The organism is Luteimonas sp. MJ250, from assembly GCF_039548455.1.
Lineage (GTDB): Bacteria > Pseudomonadota > Gammaproteobacteria > Xanthomonadales > Xanthomonadaceae > Luteimonas.
Genome location: NZ_JBCLVB010000010.1, coordinates 424,714 through 442,088, shown reverse-complemented (window position 1 = coordinate 442,088; position 17,375 = coordinate 424,714). Strand labels below are relative to the sequence as shown.

15 protein-coding genes are annotated in these 17,375 nt (G+C 70.4%); 4 read left to right on the top strand and 11 right to left on the bottom strand.

The genetic code is table 11. From position 1 onward, the window contains the following. Window positions 1-93 precede the first annotated feature (93 nt). The gene (locus tag WCE37_RS05645) at window positions 94-669 is read left to right on the top strand and encodes an NUDIX hydrolase (protein WP_343278495.1); all 576 of its coding nucleotides are present in this window, start codon (window positions 94-96) and stop codon (window positions 667-669) included. Window positions 670-739: 70 nt separating this feature from the next. On the opposite strand, the gene serA is transcribed toward WCE37_RS05645, so the two are convergent. After that, on the bottom strand, window positions 740-1,972 hold the full coding sequence (gene serA, locus WCE37_RS05640; RefSeq protein WP_343278494.1) for a phosphoglycerate dehydrogenase: 1,233 nt from the start codon (window positions 1,970-1,972) through the stop codon (window positions 740-742). A 120-nt stretch (window positions 1,973-2,092) separates the two neighbouring features. On the opposite strand from serA, the gene WCE37_RS05635 reads away from it, so the two are divergent. The 3 genes from WCE37_RS05635 to WCE37_RS05625 are packed head-to-tail and all read left to right on the top strand — an operon-like array spanning window position 2,093 to window position 5,858. Next, entirely contained in the window at window positions 2,093-3,496 is a 1,404-nt protein-coding gene (locus tag WCE37_RS05635; RefSeq protein ID WP_343254088.1) for an FAD-binding oxidoreductase, read from the top strand. Then, window positions 3,493-3,807, top strand: coding sequence for a DUF2388 domain-containing protein (locus WCE37_RS05630; RefSeq protein ID WP_343278493.1), 315 nt, complete (start codon window positions 3,493-3,495; stop codon window positions 3,805-3,807). Before WCE37_RS05635 ends, WCE37_RS05630 begins: the two co-directional genes overlap by 4 nt. A 44-nt stretch (window positions 3,808-3,851) precedes the next feature. After that, on the top strand, window positions 3,852-5,858 hold the full coding sequence (locus tag WCE37_RS05625) for a DUF4105 domain-containing protein (protein WP_343278492.1): 2,007 nt from the start codon (window positions 3,852-3,854) through the stop codon (window positions 5,856-5,858). Window positions 5,859-5,937: 79 nt separating this feature from the next. On the opposite strand, the gene yeiP is transcribed toward WCE37_RS05625, so the two are convergent. From yeiP to WCE37_RS05575, 10 genes are all read right to left on the bottom strand, one after another. After that, a complete protein-coding gene (gene yeiP / locus WCE37_RS05620; protein WP_343254090.1) occupies window positions 5,938-6,504 on the bottom strand; it encodes an elongation factor P-like protein YeiP in 567 nt (188 codons plus the stop codon). 10 nt (window positions 6,505-6,514) lie between these two features. Further along, the gene (locus WCE37_RS05615; protein ID WP_343254091.1) at window positions 6,515-7,285 is read right to left on the bottom strand and encodes an SDR family NAD(P)-dependent oxidoreductase; all 771 of its coding nucleotides are present in this window, start codon (window positions 7,283-7,285) and stop codon (window positions 6,515-6,517) included. 143 nt (window positions 7,286-7,428) lie between these two features. Beyond that, a complete protein-coding gene (locus tag WCE37_RS05610; protein ID WP_343278490.1) occupies window positions 7,429-10,044 on the bottom strand; it encodes an EAL domain-containing protein in 2,616 nt (871 codons plus the stop codon). Further along, window positions 10,041-10,940: a hydroxymethylglutaryl-CoA lyase gene (locus tag WCE37_RS05605; protein ID WP_343278489.1), complete on the bottom strand. Its 900-nt coding sequence runs from the start codon at window positions 10,938-10,940 to the stop codon at window positions 10,041-10,043. Before WCE37_RS05605 ends, WCE37_RS05610 begins: the two co-directional genes overlap by 4 nt. Before the next feature lies 1 nt (window position 10,941). Beyond that, entirely contained in the window at window positions 10,942-12,948 is a 2,007-nt protein-coding gene (locus tag WCE37_RS05600; protein WP_343278488.1) for an acetyl/propionyl/methylcrotonyl-CoA carboxylase subunit alpha, read from the bottom strand. 190 nt (window positions 12,949-13,138) lie between these two features. Next, complete coding sequence (locus WCE37_RS05595; protein ID WP_343278487.1) at window positions 13,139-13,921, bottom strand: enoyl-CoA hydratase-related protein; 783 nt, start codon at window positions 13,919-13,921, stop codon at window positions 13,139-13,141. A gap of 57 nt (window positions 13,922-13,978) precedes the next feature. After that, window positions 13,979-14,347, bottom strand: a complete 369-nt coding sequence (locus tag WCE37_RS05590; protein ID WP_343278486.1) for a hypothetical protein — start codon at window positions 14,345-14,347, stop codon at window positions 13,979-13,981. Next, a complete protein-coding gene (locus tag WCE37_RS05585; RefSeq protein WP_343278485.1) occupies window positions 14,344-14,907 on the bottom strand; it encodes a polymer-forming cytoskeletal protein in 564 nt (187 codons plus the stop codon). Before WCE37_RS05585 ends, WCE37_RS05590 begins: the two co-directional genes overlap by 4 nt. 258 nt (window positions 14,908-15,165) lie before the next feature. Continuing rightward, window positions 15,166-16,773: a carboxyl transferase domain-containing protein gene (locus tag WCE37_RS05580; protein ID WP_343278483.1), complete on the bottom strand. Its 1,608-nt coding sequence runs from the start codon at window positions 16,771-16,773 to the stop codon at window positions 15,166-15,168. Between the two features lie 90 nt (window positions 16,774-16,863). After that, a complete protein-coding gene (locus WCE37_RS05575; RefSeq protein WP_343278482.1) occupies window positions 16,864-17,256 on the bottom strand; it encodes a hypothetical protein in 393 nt (130 codons plus the stop codon). Window positions 17,257-17,375: the final 119 nt, after the last annotated feature.

The window sequence follows — 17,375 nt, the reverse complement described above, 5'->3', positions numbered from 1 at the left end:
GCAAGGCCGGGCGGCAACGCCGAGGCGAGCGGCCCGCGGAGCCCTTCATAATGGGCACAGCTCCCCATGGCGCCGCGGATGCGGCTTTGCAGAATGACGCACCCGGAACTGGCTTCGCTCGAATCCGCATTCATCGCCCATGCGCAGGTCTGGCCGGACGAGGCCGCCGAGTCGCGGCTGTTCATCGCGCTGCTGCGCGACGGCGCCGATCCCTTCGTGCGCGCGCGGCTCGAAGGGCACTTCACCGCCTCCGCCTGGCTGGTCAGCGCCGATGGCCGGCGCGCGCTGCTCACCCACCATCGCAAGCTCGACCGCTGGCTGCAGCCCGGTGGCCATGCCGACGGCGACCTTGACCTGGCCCGCGTGGCGCTGCGCGAGGCGACCGAGGAAAGCGGCCTGTCGGGCCTGCGCCTGGAGGGCGGGATCTTCGACCTCGATCGCCACTGGATCCCGGAGCGCAAGGAGGTTCCCGGGCACTGGCACCACGACGTGCGCTACGTGGTGCGCGCGGGCGTCGATGAAGCCTTCGTGGTCAGCGAGGAGTCGCACGCGCTGGCGTGGCTTGAGGTCGCGGCGATCGCCGCCGAGGAGACCATGGATCCCTCGCTGCGCCGCATGGCGCGCAAATGGCTCGCGCGCCGGGCCGGAACCGTCACGGCCACCGGATAAGCCCGGGCCCGCCCCATGGCTCCGGACCTGTGGCAGCGGCTACAGCCGCGACCCGCGGAGCAAATCGACCTCAATAGAGGATGCGCGTGCGCAGCGTGCCGGTGACCTCGGCCAGCTGCGCGCGCAGCGCATCCGCCTGCCCGGGTGTCGCGGCGACATCGATCACCACGTAGCCGACGTTGGCGTCGGTGCGCAGGTACTGGCCGTCGATGTTGAGCCCGGCCTGCGAGAACACCTCGTTGACCTGCACCAGCACGCCCGGCACGTTGCGGTGGATGTGCAGGATGCGCTGGCTGCCCTCGTGGCCCGGCAGGGTGACTTCGGGGAAGTTGACTGCCGACAGCGTGCTGCCGTTGTCGCTGTAGCGCACCAGCTTGGCCGCGACCTCCAGCCCGATGTTGTCCTGCGCCTCCAGCGTACTGCCGCCTACGTGCGGGGTCAGCAGCACGTTGTCGAAGCGGGTCAGCGGGGATTCGAAGGCCTCGTCGTTGCCCTTGGGTTCGACCGGGAACACGTCGATGGCGGCGCCGCCGACGTGGCCGCTTTCGAGCGCGGCGGCCAGCGCGTCGATGTCGACCACCGTTCCGCGCGAGGCATTGACCAGGTGTACGCCGGGCTTCATCGCCGCAAGCTCGGTGGCGCCGATCATCATCCGCGTGGCCGGCGTCTCGGGCACGTGCAGGGTGACCACGTCGGCGCGTGCGAGCAGGTCATCGAGGCCGGCGGCGGCGCGCGCATTGCCCAGCGAGAGCTTGGCTTCGACGTCATGGAACAGCACGCGCATGCCCAGGCCCTCGGCCAGCAGGCCGACCTGGGTGCCGATGTGGCCGTAGCCGACGATGCCCAGCGTCTTGCCGCGCACCTCGTGGCTGCCGGTGGCCGACTTCAGCCAGTCGCCGCGCAGGCAGGCGGCGTGGCGCGCGGGCACGCCGCGCAGCAGCATGATGGTCTCCGCCAGCACCAGTTCGGCCACGCTGCGGGTGTTGGAGTAGGGCGCGTTGAACACCGGCACGCCCTGGCGAGCGGCAGCCTCCAGGTCGACCTGGTTGGTGCCGATGCAGAAGCAGCCCACCGCCATCAGCCGCCGCGCATCGGCCAGGACCTCGGCCGTCAGCTGCGTGCGCGAGCGGATGCCGATGATGTGCGCTTCGCGGACGCGCTCGCGCAGCATGGCCTCGGGCAGCGAGCCGGCGTGGGTTTCGATGTCGGAATAGCCGGCGTCGCGGAACACGGCCACCGCGCTCGGGCTCAGGCCCTCCAGCAGCAGCACGCGGATGTCCTTGCGGGGATAGGAGGTCTTCATCGGAGGCGGCAGGCCGTTGGCGGTCCCCCAGTGTGCCAGCGAGCGGGCGATGCTGCATTGCAGCGCTGGACGCTGGCCGGTCCCGCTGGCAGGCTGCAGCTCCGGCCCGGGCGACTTGCGATGAACGACGCGAAACTCGAATCCCTGCGTGCTGCGGTGCCCGGCCTGCGGGTGCTCACCGCGCCTGACGAGCTGCTGCACTACGGCCGTGACTGGACGCGGCGCTGGACCCCGGCGCCGCTGGCGATAGCGCTGCCCGGCGACGTCGGACAGGCGCAGGCCGTGCTGCGCTGGGCGAGTGCGGAGGGCGTGGCGGTGGTGCCCTCGGGCGGCCGCACGGGCCTGTCCGGAGGCGCGGTCGCAGCGAACGGCGAGCTGGTGTTGAGCCTCGAGCGCATGCGCCGTGTGCTGGCCTTCGATCCGGTCGATCGCACCCTCACCGTCGAGGCCGGCGCGCCGCTGGAGGCCGTCCAGGAGGCCGCGCGCGAACACGGCCTGCAGTACCCGGTCGACTTCGCCGCCCGCGGCTCCTGCACCATCGGCGGCAACATCGCCACCAACGCCGGCGGCATTCGCGTGCTGCGCTACGGCAACACCCGCGAGTGGGTCGCGGGGCTGAAGCTGGTCACCGCCGCCGGCGAATTGCTGGACCTCAACCGCGGCCTGGTCAAGAACTCCAGCGGCTACGACCTGCGGCACCTGGCGATCGCCTCGGAAGGCACGCTGGGGGTGGTGGTCGAGGCCACGCTGAAGCTGGCGCCGCCGCCGCCGCCGGTGGCGACGCTGTTGCTGGCGCTGCCTTCGTTCGAGGTGCTGGTGCAGGTGTTCCAGGCGCTGCGCGAACGCCTGGCGTTGGAGGCGTTCGAGTTCTTTACCGACATCGCCCTGGCGCACGTCGTCGCGCACGGGGCGCAGCTGCCGTTCGAACGCGGGTATCCGTACTACGTGGTGCTCGATGCGGCGGCTGCGGGGCCGGATGACGCGCAACTGCTCGAGGCCTTCGCGCATTGCGCGGAGCAGGGCTGGGTGGAGGATGGGGTGGTGGCCCAGTCGCAGGCGCAGGCGGGACAGCTGTGGCGACTGCGCGAGGGCATCACCGAGGCGCTGGCGCCCTTCGTGCCCTACAAGAACGACGTTGCGGTGCGGGTGTCGGCGATGCCGGCCTTCCTTGCCGAGGCGCAGGGACTGCTGGCGGCGGAGTATCCGGACTTCGAGGTTGTCTGGTTCGGGCACATCGGCGATGGCAACCTGCACATCAATGTGCTGAAGCCGGCTGGTCTGGATCAGGACACCTTTGTCGCGCGCTGCGGTGACGTCACCGCGCACTTGGCAGGGCTGGTCCAGCGCCATGCCGGCAGCATCTCCGCGGAGCACGGAATCGGTCTGGTCAAGAAGCCATACCTGGGCTCGACGCGCAGTGCGGCGGAGATCGCGGTGATGCGTGCGCTGCGGGCAGCGCTTGACCCGGCAGGTATCCTCAACCCCGGAAAGCTTTTCGATCCCCATCCAGGTAACCACGCATGATCCGTATCGCATTCTCCTGCGCGCTCGCGTCCGTGTTTGCGCTCGCCCTCGCCGCTCCCGTCCACGCGTCCAGCTTCGCCGGTACGTCCGCAGGCGCGGGGTCCGCGTCCAGCGGGGCTTCGTCGGGCTCGACTTCGGGCAATGACAAGGTCGTGCTGCAGGCGCGCGAGGATGCGGCGGGCTTTGTCGCCAGCGATGGGCGGATTCGTGGGGCGCGGCTGGAGGCGGCGTTGCGCCATTTGCGCGAGCATTCGGTCGAGGCGCGGGCGGCCGGTGATCTCGAGTTGGCGCGGGCGATCCTGGCGCGTTGATTTGGCCCTGCCGTTGCAGGAGCAGCCATAGCTGCGATTCCGCCATGACGCGACGTTTCGCCGAAGGCGCGCGGTACGGCGCGTTGGTCGGGGCTCGCTTGTGCGCGGCCGCGCTGGTGGCAGCGGGTGTGTTGTTGCAGGTGGCAATGCCGGTGTCCGCGCAGTCGGTGAGCCTGGAACCGGCAGTGGCGCAGCCGGTGGACCTGCAGTTGGAAGGCGCAGGGCCGCAGGCGACTGGGCTTCGGATCGAGCCGGTGTCGGCGCTGTCCGTGTCGGAGGCCGCCGCCACGGAGATGCTGGTGGCCGAAGTGCTGGAGCGCCTGCCGCCGCGTTGGCGCGCGCATGAGCGTGCGCTGCGGCTGTCCTGGCGCGATGACCTGCCGGCGGATGTGCACGGGCGCATCCGGGGAGAACGCATCGCGCTGTCGCGGGTGTTGCTCGACGGCGCGTCGTTGGACAGCACGCCGCCGGAGGGCATCGATGCCGTGCCGCGCGCGGCCGTGGCGGCGCTGGTGCATGAGCTTGCGCACGACTGGGACCGGGAGCAGGGGCTGTCCCGCGATCCGCGCTTGCTTGACCTGGCGGGTTGGCAGGTGCGTCCGCTGTGGCCGGGGCGCGGCGCGGACAATGCCTTCGGTGAGCGCAGTCCGGATGCATACGAGCTGCATTCGCCGGCGGAATTCGTGGCGGTGAACCTGGAGTACTTCCTGCTCGATCGCGCCTACGCCTGTCGGCGGCCGGCCCTGCACGCGCATTTCGCTGCACACTTCGGCTGGTCACCGGAGGCGCCCGTCTGCGCGGACACGCTGCCCTACGTCGATGCGGGCGCGCTGGCCGATGCCGATGCGGAACCGCTGCTGGAGCTCGACCCTGCACGCGTGGTGGCGGTGGACTATCTGCTGGCCGGCAACGGCGAGGCGATGATGAGCCGCTGGGGGCACACCATGCTGCGCCTGGTGGTCTGTGCGCCGGGCCGGGCGCTGGGGCCGGAGTGTCGCCTGGACCTCGAGCATCATCGCGTGCTGTCGTTCCGGGCGTTCGTGGACGATCTGCAGCTGTCGAGCTGGCGAGGGCTGACGGGTGGCTATCCGTCGCGGCTGTTCGTGCTGCCGCTGCAGCAGGCGGTGGACGAGTACACGCGCGTGGAGCTGCGGCCGCTGGATTCGATCCCGCTGCGTCTTTCGGTCGATGGGATCGCCAGCCTGCTGCGGCGTGCGGCGCACGTGCATTGGAGCTACGACGGGCGCTACCGGTTCATCGGCAACAACTGCGCGGTCGAGACCTGGAAGCTGCTGCATGACGGCCTGCCGCGCGCGGCCGCGGCGGATCTCGACAGCATCACGCCCAAGGGCCTGCTGCGGCGGCTGCGCCGCGCCGGGCTGGTGGATGACGCGCAGGTACCGGCCGATCCCGACGAGGCGCGCAGGCTGGGCTATCGCTTCGAACCCTGGAGTGCGCACTACCAGGCGCTGTACGACACCGCGCGCGAAGGCCTGGGGCTGGAACCGCGCGATGTGGAGGACTGGTTGCGCACGGTGCCTTCGCAGCGTGCCCGGTGGTTGCAGCGGGGCGACATGCGCGTCTCGGCGGCGCTGCTGCTGTTGGAGGAGGCCGCTCTGCGGCGCGAGGAGCAGCGCGCGCGGGATGTGCTCAAGCGACGCATGTTCCAGGCCGGCAGCCAGCGTGCGGCCAGCGCCACGCAGGCGGGTGTGGACGCGGATGCGAGTGCAGGTGCAGGTGCAGATGCGGGTGAAATGCTGCCCCTGCTGACCGAGGCGCTGCGCCAGGGCGGCGTGCTCGCGAGCCCTGCGGCGCTAGTGTCGCTACCGGGTTACGGTTTGCCGCAGGCTGCAGAGCGCGAGCAGGCTCGCGACGGCGCCGGTGAACGCGCCGCCCGCCTGCGTGACCTGGACACGCGCCTGCACGCGGCCGCACGCGATTGGTTGCCGCCTGCGGCGCGCGAATCACTGCAACAGACCGAAGCCAACGTCACCGCCCTCGGCGCGCACCTGCGCGCGCTTCACCAGGCCGAAGGCGGCCTCGACCTGTAGGAGCAGCCATGGCTGCGACCCGGCCAAGTCCATACCCGTTGGCCAATCCATCGCCCTCCACCTGTGGGAGCGGCGACGATCAGTCGGCGCGGCCGGAGAACTCTCCGCTGGTGGTGTTGACCAGCACGCGCTCGCCGTTGGCGATGTACTCGGGCACCTGGATTTCCAGGCCGGTCGAGAGCCGCGCCGGCTTCGGACGCTTGGTGGCGGTGCCGCCCTTGAGCTCCGGCGGCGTTTCAACGACCTCCAGCGCCACCGTCTGCGGAAGCTGCACCGCGATCGGCATGTCGTCGATGATCTGCACGAAGCAGCCACCGAGTCCGTCGCTGATGTAGCCGGCATCGTCGCCGACCACGTCGGGGTCGAGGGTATAGGGCGTGAAGTCCTCATCGTCCATGAACACGAAGGCCTCGCCGTCCCTGTACGAGAAGCTGGCCTGGCGGCGCAGCAGCTCGACTTCTTTCAGCTCGTCATCGCCGTCGAACGAGGCGTCGGTCTTGTTGCCGCCAGGCACGCTGTACATGGTGAAGCGGAAGCGCACGTTGCCGCCGCGGCCCTGCGGCGAGCTGCGGTCGATGTCGCGCACCTGGTAGACGGTGCCGTTGTGCTCGACCACGTTGCCCTTCTTGACGTCGTAAGCCTTCATTGCCGGATCCTTATCGGGGTGCGAGGCGCACGGCGCCGTCGAGGCGGATGGTCTCGCCGTTGATGTAGCGGTTGCCGGCGATGTACGCGACCACGTCGGCGAATTCTTCCGGGCGGCCGAGCCGCGAGGGGAAGGGGATCGAGGCCGACAGCGACTGCTGCACCTCCTCGGGCATGCCTTCCATCATCGGCGTCCAGAAGATGCCCGGCGCGATGGTGTTGACGCGGATGCCGAAGCGGGCGAGTTCGCGCGCCATGGGAAGTGTCATGCCGACCACGCCACCCTTCGACGCCGAGTACGCCGCCTGGCCGATCTGGCCTTCGTAGGCCGCGACTGACGCTGTGTTGATGATCACGCCGCGCTCGCCGTCTTCGCCCGGCTCGTTGTGCTGCATCAGCGCGGCGCCGGCCTTGGCGACGTTGAAGCTGCCGACCAGGTTGACCATCACCGTCGACTGGAAGCGGCCCAGCGGCATCGCGCCGTCGCGGCCGAGCACGCGGCCGGCGCCGAGGATGCCGGCGCAGTTGACCACCATGTTCAAGCCGCCAAGGAACGCCTTGGCCGCATCGACGTTCATGACCACTGCGTCTTCGCTGCTGACGTCGGTGCTGAAGTAGCGCGCATTGGCTTCGCCCAGCGCCGCGATCGCGGCCGCGCCCTTGTCGTCGTTGACGTCGAACAGGGCGACCTTGCCGCCATCGGCGACGATGCGGGTGGCGACGGCGAGGCCGAGGCCGGAGACACCGCCGGTGACGACGGCGCGGATCGAATCTGCTTGCATGGCGGTCCCGGAGATAGCGGAAACCGTGGATTTTACCGGACTGCGGCACGCCACGACCGAGCCTGCTTTTGTAGGAGCAGCCAGGCCGCGATTGCTTATGTGGGAGCAGCCACGGACGCTCCCACAGGTCTGATCAGCCGTGCCTACAGGCCTGTCGGGTGGTTGACGGGCTGGTGCGGGGCGGCAGCCTGCCGTTCCGCGCCTGCGCGAAGGCGCTCCGCGAACTCCTCCGGCGGCAGGCCGGGCGCGAACAGGAAGCCCTGGCCTACCGGCACGCCGAGGTCGAGCAGGAAGCTGCGCTGCTCTTTGGTCTCGATGCCCTCGGCCACCAGCCCCAGGCCGAGGCTGCGCGCGATGCCGGCCACCGCCTGGCAGACGGCGACGTCGGACTGGTTGCGCGGCACGCCGGCCACGAACAGCTGGCTCAGCTTCAGGCCCTGGATCGGCAGGCGGCGCAGGTAGTTGAGCGCGCTGTAGCCCTCGCCGAAATCATCGATGGCCAGGGTCACGCCCAGCGCGCGCAGGGTCGCGAAGTTGCCCACGGTTTCCGGCGCGTCCTTGATCAGCACCCGCTCGGTGAACTCCAGTTCAAGCGCTGAACCGGGCAGCCCGAATTCGCGCAGCAGGCCTTTCACGGATGCCACAAGGTCACTGCCCAGCAGCTGCCGGTAGGACACGTTCACCGCCATGCGCACGATGCCGAGGCCGTCGTCGCGCCAGGCCGCGACCTGGCGGCAGGCCTCGCGCAGCACCCAGTTGCCGATGCGCACGATGTCGCCGGTGCCCTCGGCCTGGGCGATGAAATGGTCCGGGCGCATTTCTCCCAGGCACTGGTTGCGCCAGCGGATCAGCGCCTCGGCGCCGACGATGCGTCCGCTGTGCAGCTCGACCTGCGGCTGGTAGACAAGATGGAACTCGTCGTTGTCCGCGGCGTGGCGCAGCTGGGTCTCGAACTGCAGCCGCTCGCGCTGCGACTGCGCCAGCGCCGGCGTGTACGACAGCCGGCCGTTGCGCGTGCGCCGCTTGCTTTCGTACATCGCCGCGTCGGCGTGCTGGATCAGCGACTGCGTGTCGGTGCCGTCCTGCGGCGAGCGCGCGATGCCGATGCTGGCGGTGACCACGAACTCGTCCTTGTCGAAGCCGAAGCCCACAGAGAAGGCGTCGAGGATCGCGTCGGCCAGGCGCTCGGGGCGCCCCTGGTCGCCGCCGCAGTCGCAGGCGACCAGGAACTCGTCGCCACCGAAGCGCGCGATCAGGCCCTGGTCGCCCACGGCCGCGCGCAGGCGCCCGGCGGCCGCGGCCAGCAGGATGTCGCCGGCGGCGTGGCCGAGCACGTCGTTGACCAGCTTGAAGCGGTCCAGGTCGATGTACAGCACCGCCACCGGCGCCAGGTCGGTGCCGCCGAGGTGGGTGGCGATCTCCTCCAGCATGGCGTCGCGGTTGAGCAGTCCGGTAAGCGGATCGCTGCGCGCCAGCACGCGCAGGGTTTGCTCGCCGTGCTTGCTGGTGGTGATGTCCTGCAGGGTGCCGGTGACCCGCGCCTTGCCGGCCACGCCGGAGCCGCTTTCGCCGATTACGCGCACCCAGAACGCAGCGCCGTCGGCACGCGCGCCTTCCAGGTCGAGTTCGAAACCGGTGCCGTCGCTGGAGGTGTCCAGGGCGCTGCGCAACCGGTCCGCATCGGCCTGCTGCAGGCACGCCATCACCGCGTCCATGGACGCCGGGCGCTGCACCTGCGACAGGATGTGCGCGGCCTCGTCGGTGAGGTAGAGCCGGCCGCTTGCGCGATCCCATTCCCAGCCGCCGATGCTGGCCAGCGACTGCACGCGGTTGAAGAGGGCGCTGTCGCGCTTGAGCTCGGTGACGTCGGAAAACATCGACAGCACCTGGTCGGGCCTGTCGGCACCGGCGGCGAAATGCGGGACCGCGGTCACCGACAGCCAAAGCAGCCGCCGGCGCAGGCGGTGGTAGAGGCCGATGAGGGTGTTGCCCACCAGCCGCCCCTCTCGCAGCGCACGCATCGCGGGGAATTCCGACATGGGCATCTCGCTGCCGTCGGCGCGCAGCAGCATCCAGTGCTGGGGCAGGCTGCCGTCGCGCGGAACCCGCTCGCCCTGGTTCAGGGACAGGATCCGCAGCGCGGCGGTGTTGGCATGCAGCACCGCAGCGTTCGCCGCCTGGATCACGATGCCCTTGTCCATCACCTCCATCAGGTCGTGGTAGCGCGCCTCTGCCTCGCGGCGCCGGCTGAGGTCGCGCGCCACGGCCACGACGCAGCGCTGGCCCTCGTGGTCGAAGCCGGCCGAATGCACTTCCACCGGGAAGCGGGTGCCGTCGGCGCGCATGTTGCTGACCTCGATGACGAAGGTCTCGCCGCGGTCCAGCGCCTCCAGCACCGGCGCCATGTGGTCTTCAGGCAGGTCGGGATTGAGCACGTGGATCGGCTGGCCGACGATCTCGTGGCGCGGGCGGCGATAGGCCGCCATGCCGGCCTTGTTGAGGTCGACCACGGTGCCTTCCGCGCTGATGACGCTGACCGGGTCGGGCACGGCGTCGAAGAGGGCGCGGTAGCGCAGCTGCGCATGCTGGGCGTCGGCGCTGGCCGCGCGCAGCGCGGCGGCGGCCTCGCACAGCAGTGCGCGCGCGCGTTCGGGGACAAGCGGGTCGCAGGCGGCGGCATCGAGCGCGTCCAGGACCTGCGCATTGGCACCGTCGGCTGATGGCTGCGCGGGCGGATCCGGCGGCCGCGACCTGTTCACTGCGCGGACAGCGCCCTGGCCACTTTGCTGCCGGTAGCGCGGCCGAGGATGCCGGACAGCCAGGTCCCGGTGTCGGCCAGCGCATCCAGGTCGACTCCCGTCTCCACGCCAAGCCCCTGCAGCATGTAGACCAGGTCCTCGGTGGCGAGGTTGCCGCTGGCGCCCTTGGCGTAGGGGCAGCCGCCCGTACCCGAGACCGCGGCGTCGACCACCGCCACGCCTTCTTCGAGGCAGGCAAGCACGTTGGCCAGCGCCTGGCCGAAGGTGTCGTGGAAGTGCACGGCGAGAGCCGGCATCGGCACTTCGGCGGCCACGGCCAGCAGCATGGCGCGCGCCTTGCCGGGCGTGCCGACGCCGATGGTGTCGCCCAGGGAGATCTCATGGCAGCCCATCGCGTGCAGCGCGCGCGCCACCCGGACCACGTCGGCCAGCGGTACCGCGCCCTGGTAGGGGCAGCCGAGCACGGTGGACACATAGCCGCGCACGCGCACGCCGTCGGCGCGGGCGCGCTCGAGCACCGGTGCGAAGCGCGCAAGCGATTCGTCGATGCCGGCGTTGGTGTTGCGCCGGTTGAACGCCTCGGAGGCCGCGGTGAACACCGCCACCTCGTCGGCACCGGCGGCATGGGCGCGCTCGTAGCCCTGCAGGTTGGGCACCAGCACCGGGTAGCCCACGCCGTCGCGGCGGCTGATGCCGGCGTAGACCTCGGCGGCATCGGCCAGCTGCGGGACCCACTTCGGGCTGACGAAGCTGGTTGCTTCCACGGTCTGCAGCCCGGTGGCGGACAGCCGGTCGATCAGCTCGATCTTGTCCGCGGTGGAGACCATCGCGGACTCGTTCTGGAGACCGTCGCGCGGACCCACCTCGACGATGCGCACCTGCCAGGGACGGGCCACTTCAGTCTTCCAGGGTGACCAGCACGGCGTCGGCCTCGACGAAGTCGCCTTCGCCGGCAAGCAGCTCCGCAACCACGCCATCGCGCGGGGCCTTGAGCGCAAGTTCCATCTTCATCGCTTCCATCACCAGCAGTTCCTGTCCCTCGCTGACGTGCTCGCCCGGCTTCACCCTGGTGACCACGATACGCCCGGGCATCGGCGCCGCAACCCGGTTGCCACCGCCGGTTTCGCCGCCGCGCGTGGCCTCGTAGGCGCCGATCCGCTCGAAGCGCCAGCGCCGGCGCCCGTCATGGACGAGCACGGCAGCGCCATCGATATCGACCGGGAAACGCAGGCCCCGGCCGTTGAAACGTGCTTGCAGGACTCCAGAGGCCATGGTCGCGCCTTCGACGCCAAGCGTCCCGGCATCGTCGAATTCGATCCGGTAGTCGCCGGCGGCGCCGTGCGCGATCGCAACGTGGCGCGCATCGCCCACTCCCAGCACCAGCCGGCGCAGGCCGGCATGCCCCAGGCGCCAGCCGTCGGCGATGGCCCAGGGCGAGCCGGGGTCGGCGCTGCCGGCGGCGGCGCAGCGGGCTTCGGCCTCGGCGGCGAGCAGCATCGCCACCGCCGCGGCGGTGCGGGCGTCGGCGTGGCCCTGGTCGTCGCCGTCGTCGCCGATGAACTCGCCCAGGTGCCGGTCCAGGTAGCCGGTGTCGATGCGCCCCTCGACCACGGCCGGATGCCGCGCCAGGCGTTCGAGGAAGGCGATGTTCGACTTCGGCCCCTCGATCACGCAGGCCGCCAGCGCCGTCCGCAGCCGCGCCAGCGCACCGTCGCGGTCGGCGCCATGGACGATCAATTTGGCGATCATCGGGTCATAGAAGATCGTGACCACGTCACCCTCGACCACGCCCGAGTCGATGCGCACGCCGTCGGCATCGCGCGGCAGGCGCAGGCGCTGCAGGCGGCCGGAGCCCGGCAGGAAGCCGGCGTCGGGATCCTCCGCGTACAGGCGCACCTCGATCGCATGGCCGCGCCGCGGCACCTCGTCCTGGGCCAGCGGCAGCGGTTCGCCGGCGGCCACGCGCAGCTGCCATTCGACGAGGTCGAGCCCGGTCACCATCTCGGTCACCGGATGTTCGACCTGCAGCCGCGTGTTGATCTCCATGAAGAAGAACTCGCCCGAGGGCGCGACGATGAACTCCACCGTGCCGGCGTTCTGGTAGCCGATCGCGCGCGCGGCCAGCACCGCGGCCTCGCCCATGCGTGCGCGCAGCTCCGGGGTCAGGAAGGGCGAGGGTGCCTCTTCCAGCACCTTCTGGTAGCGGCGCTGCGCCGAGCACTCGCGCTCGTTGAGGTGGATCGTATTGCCCTGCGCATCCGCGAACACCTGGATCTCGATGTGCCGCGGCGACTCGATGTAGCGCTCAAGCAGCACCCGGTCGCGGCCGAAGGCGTTGCGCGCCTCGCGCTGGCAGCTTTCCAGCGCCGGCAGGAATTCGTCGGCCGCGCGCACGATGCGCATGCCCTTGCCGCCGCCGCCGAACGCGGCCTTGATCATCAGCGGGAAGCCGACGCGCCCGGCCTCGCGCGCCAGGAGCTCCGGCGACTGGTCCTCGCCGGTGTAGCCCGGCACGACGGGCACGCCCGCCGCCGCCATCAGGTCCTTGGCGCCGGCCTTGCTGCCCATGCGCCGCATCGACTCCGCCTTCGGCCCGATGAACACCATGCCCGCGGCCTCGACCGCATCGGCGAAGTCGGCGTTTTCGCTCAGGAAGCCGTAGCCGGGATGGATTGCCTGCGCGCCGCTGGCCAGCGCCGCGGCGATGATCGCGTCGCCGCGCAGGTAGCTGTCCTGCGGCCGCGGCCCGCCGATCGGATATGCCTCGTCGGCCAGCTTCACGTGCTGCGCATCGGCATCGGCCTCAGAGTACACCGCCACGGTGGCGATGCCCATGCGGCGGGCGGTGCGGATGACGCGGCAGGCGATTTCGCCGCGGTTGGCTATGAGGATTTTCGAGAGCATTTTCTTGGCTGCGGATTTGCGCGGATTACGCGGATCAGGCTGAGGAGTCTATGAGAAAACGCGGCGGCGGAAGTCGGGACGGGGAGCGACGTCGAGCAGGAGGCCCACACCTGCCGCTCCGCGCGCAGTCCGCAGTCATGCTGCCTGATCCGGTAATCCGCGCGGATCCGTGGTCAATCAGCGCTTGCCTTCAGTCGACCCAGCCAGGTTTGCGCTTGTCGAGGAACGCCGCCAGGCCCTCCTGGCCTTCGGCGGAGACGCGCAGGGCGGCGATGAGCGCGGCGTTGTCATGGTCGAGGCGGTCGCGGTCGGTGGCCGCGGCGGCTTCGCGGACCAGGCGCTTGGCGTCGGCCGACGCGTGCGGGGCAGCCTTGAGGAGGAGGGCGATCTGGCGGTCGATGGCGGCGTCCAGCGCATCCGCCGGCACGACCGCGTGCAGCAGGCCGATGCGCATCGCTTCCGCGGCGTCGAATACCTCGGCCGTGGCGAAATAGCGGCGGGCGTTGCGGGCGCCGATGGCGGTGATGACGTAGGGCGAGATCACCGCCGGCAACAGGCCCAGGCGGCTTTCGGTCAGGCCGAACTTCGCGTCCGGCACGCCGATGGCGATGTCACAGCAGGCCACCAGGCCCACGCCGCCGCCGAAGGCCGCGCCGTGCACGCGCGCGACCGTGGGCTTGGGCAGCGCGTCCAGGGTGCGCATCAGCCTGGCCAGGCGCAGCGAATCTTCGCGGTTTGCGGCTTCGCCCGCGGCCGCCATGCCGCGCATCCAGTTGAGGTCGGCCCCCGCCGAAAACGAGGCGCCGGCACCTTCGAGGACCACGACGCGCACTGAACGGTCTTCGCCCAGGTCTTCGAGGGCCGCGGTCAGCCCAGCGATCAGGGCGTCGTCGAATGCGTTGTGGACGGACGGACGGTCCAGGCGCAGGCGCGCGATCGCACCTTGCCTGATGACGGTGAGGTTGGAGGACATCGGCGATTCCCGCGGGGAAAGCCCGATGATAGCGGTGCACCCCTGCAGGAGTCGGGGTCAGTGCCGCGAGGTGGGCTTTTTTGGCGTGCGGCGCATGTCGTTGGTGGGCATGAGTTCCACCGCCAGGGTGAAGGTGCGGGCGTCGCCCGGGTGGATGGCGCCAACGCCCACCACCTGGTGCGAGACCTCGGTGCCTTCGTCGTCGCGGATGGTCAGCACCACCGAGTATTCCCAGGCGCCGCCCTCGGCGGGGTGGCGGATCTCGCCTTCCACCTGCAGCGCGCGGGTGACCTGCGCCGGCTGCGACCTGTCGTCGAAACGCAGGTAATGGCGGCACGACGGGCAGACCGTCGCGCTCTCCAGGATCGTGGTCTTGCAGTGCGGGCAGGTGCGCGTGGCACCTGCCGCGCCGGGGCGTGCGCTCACTGGACCAGGTCGAGGCCGGCCTTGTCCTTCTGCGACTTGTCGTCCTTGCCCTTGCCCGGGCTGGCACCGTCGTCCCAGCCACACTCGACGTTGCCGCGGATGCGCGAGCCGGCGGCGACGGTCAGGGTGCCGGCGGAGATGTCGCCGATGACCACGGCGGAGGGCTGCAGCTCGACCCGGTCGGCGGATTCGATATTGCCCTCGAGCTCGCCGGCCACGGTCACGCGCTTGGCGCGCACGCCACCGTTGAGGCGCGCGCCGCTGTCGATGGTGAGGTCGCCTTCGACGTTGACGTCGCCCTTGAACTTGCCGGCAATGCGGACGTGGCCGCTGCCGGAAATCTTGCCCTCGATGGTGAGGTCGGAGGCGATGATCGATTCCCTGGCCTGCGGCGCGGCCGGCGTCGGCGCGGGACGGCTGGCGGCCTGCTGCTGGAAGGGAGTCTCGGCCGGCTGGAAATCGGCCACCGCGGGGTTGGGCTCGCGCGATGCGGGGGAAGCGTCCTTGCCGAAGGGCAGGGAGCTGTCTTTCTTGGCGGAGCCTTGCGGGAAGATGGCCATGGCGCGGTGTTTCCTCGGGGGACGGTCGGGGGATCGGTGGAGGCCGAACATAGCACGCGGATATCTTCACGCGCCTGTGACATGGCTCACTAATTTGAAGGCCGACAAGGACTTACGGCTGCCGCAAGCCACCGCGCAGCTCCTCCTGCCTTCGTGGGAGCCGCTATGGCGGCGATCGGAGGAGGCGGATTTCTTGCGGCGCTGGTCGCCACGGGGAGGGCGCGATCGCAGGCATGGATGCTCCTGCAGGTGCGTGGGTTACATGCGGAACACGCCGAACCTGGCCGGCTCGATCGGGGCGTTGAGGGACGCGGAGACAGCCAGGCCCAGCACGCGGCGGGTGTCGGCAGGGTCGATGATGCCGTCGTCCCACAGCCGGGCGGTGGCGTACCACGGGCTGCCCTGGTGTTCGTACTGCTCGCGGATCGGGGCCTTGAAGGCGTCCTCGTCGCCTGCGCTCCAGTCGCCGCCGCGTGCTTCGATACCGTCGCGCTTCACCGTCGCCAGCACGCTCGCCGCCTGCTCGCCGCCCATCACGCTGATGCGCGCGTTCGGCCACATCCACAGGAAGCGTGCGCCATAGGCGCGGCCGCACATGGCGTAGTTGCCGGCACCGAAGCTGCCGCCGATGACCACGGTGAACTTCGGCACGCTGGAACACGCGACGGCGGTGACCATCTTCGCCCCGTCCTTGGCGATGCCGCCGTTCTCGTACTTGCGGCCGACCATGAAGCCGGTGATGTTCTGCAGGAAGACCAGCGGGATGCCGCGCTGGTTGCACAGCTCGATGAAATGCGCGCCCTTCAGCGCGCTCTCGCCGAACAGGATGCCGTTGTTGGCGACAATGCCCACCGGGTAGCCGTGCAGGTGCGCGAAGCCGGTGACCAGGGTCTTGCCGTAGCGCGCCTTGAACTCCTGGAATTCGCTGCCGTCGACGATGCGCGCGATCACCTCGCGGATGTCGAACGGACGCCGCGTGTCCTTCGGCACGATGCCGTACAGCTCTTCGGCCGCGAACCGCGGCTCCACCACCGGGCGGGTCGCCACCGGCAGCACCTTGCGGCGGTTGAAGGTGCCGACGATGTCGCGCGCGATCTGCAGCGCGTGGCGGTCGTCCTCGGCGAAATGGTCGGCCACGCCGGAGACGGAGGTATGCACGTCGGCGCCGCCGAGCGATTCGGCGTCCACGACTTCACCGGTCGCCGCCTTCACCAGCGGCGGGCCGCCAAGAAAGATCGTGCCCTGGTCCTTGACGATGATGCTCTCGTCGCACATCGCGGGCACATAGGCGCCGCCGGCGGTGCAGCTGCCCATCACCACGGCGACCTGCGGGATGTTCTCCGCGCTCATCCGCGCCTGGTTGTAGAAGATGCGGCCGAAGTGCTCGCGGTCCGGGAACACCTCGTCCTGCAGCGGCAGGAAGGCGCCGCCGGAGTCGACCAGGTAGACGCAGGGGAGGTGGTTCTCGCGCGCCACTTCCTGTGCGCGCAGGTGCTTCTTGACCGTCATCGGGAAGTAGGTGCCGCCCTTGACCGTGGCGTCGTTGGCCACGACCACCACGTCCTGGCCCATGACCCGGCCGATGCCACAGACCATGCCGGCCGCGGGCGCGGCGTCGTCGTACATGCCTTCGGCGGCAAGCGGTGCGATCTCGAGGAAGGGCGAGCCCGGGTCGAGCAGGGCGGCGATGCGTTCGCGCGCCGGCAGCTTGCCGCGGGCGATGTGTTTCTGCAGCGCCTTCTCGCCACCGCCGTCAGCGGCACGCGCGAGGCGGCGGTCGAGTTCGGCGACCAGCGCGCGATGGTAGGCGACGGTGTCCTGGAACTCCTGAGAGCGAGGATCCAGGCTGGAATCGAGTACGGGCATGCGGTGGCCGGCGAACTGTGGGAAGCCGCCAAGCATACCGGGAGTGGCGACAGGCCCGCCGGAGCGGGCCTGTCGGATGTTGCGCGTCGATCAGTTGCGGACGTCGTCCGCGGCGTTGTCGGCGGCTTCGGACGCGTTGTCCAGGGCGTCTGCGGTCGCTTCGCGCGAAGCGGCCTCGGCCTCGGCTGCGGCGGCACGCGCCTCTTCGGTCATGTTGCGCGCGGCGGCTTCGGCGTCGGCGGCGGCCTGGTCGGCGGCGACTTCGGCTTCCGCGGCGGCTTCGCCGGTCGCGGCGGCGGCGGCGTCCCAACCTTCCGAGGCGGCATCGCCGGCGGCGGAGGCGGCGTCACGGGTGGCGTCACCGGCACGCTCCATGGCGGCTTCGGCCTCGTTGGCTTCCTGCTGCGCGGTGGCGGTGTCGTTCTGGCATGCGGCCATGGCCAGCGTGCATGCGGCAACGAGAAGTGCGGTCTTCATCTTCATGATTGATAGGTTCCTTGTCATCGAAGGGACCGGCGTCTCAGCCGGCGGGGGGATACGGAAAAGCCGCTGGAATCCAGCGGCTCTCCGGTCTTGCGTGGTGCCTTGAAGCAGTGGAGCAG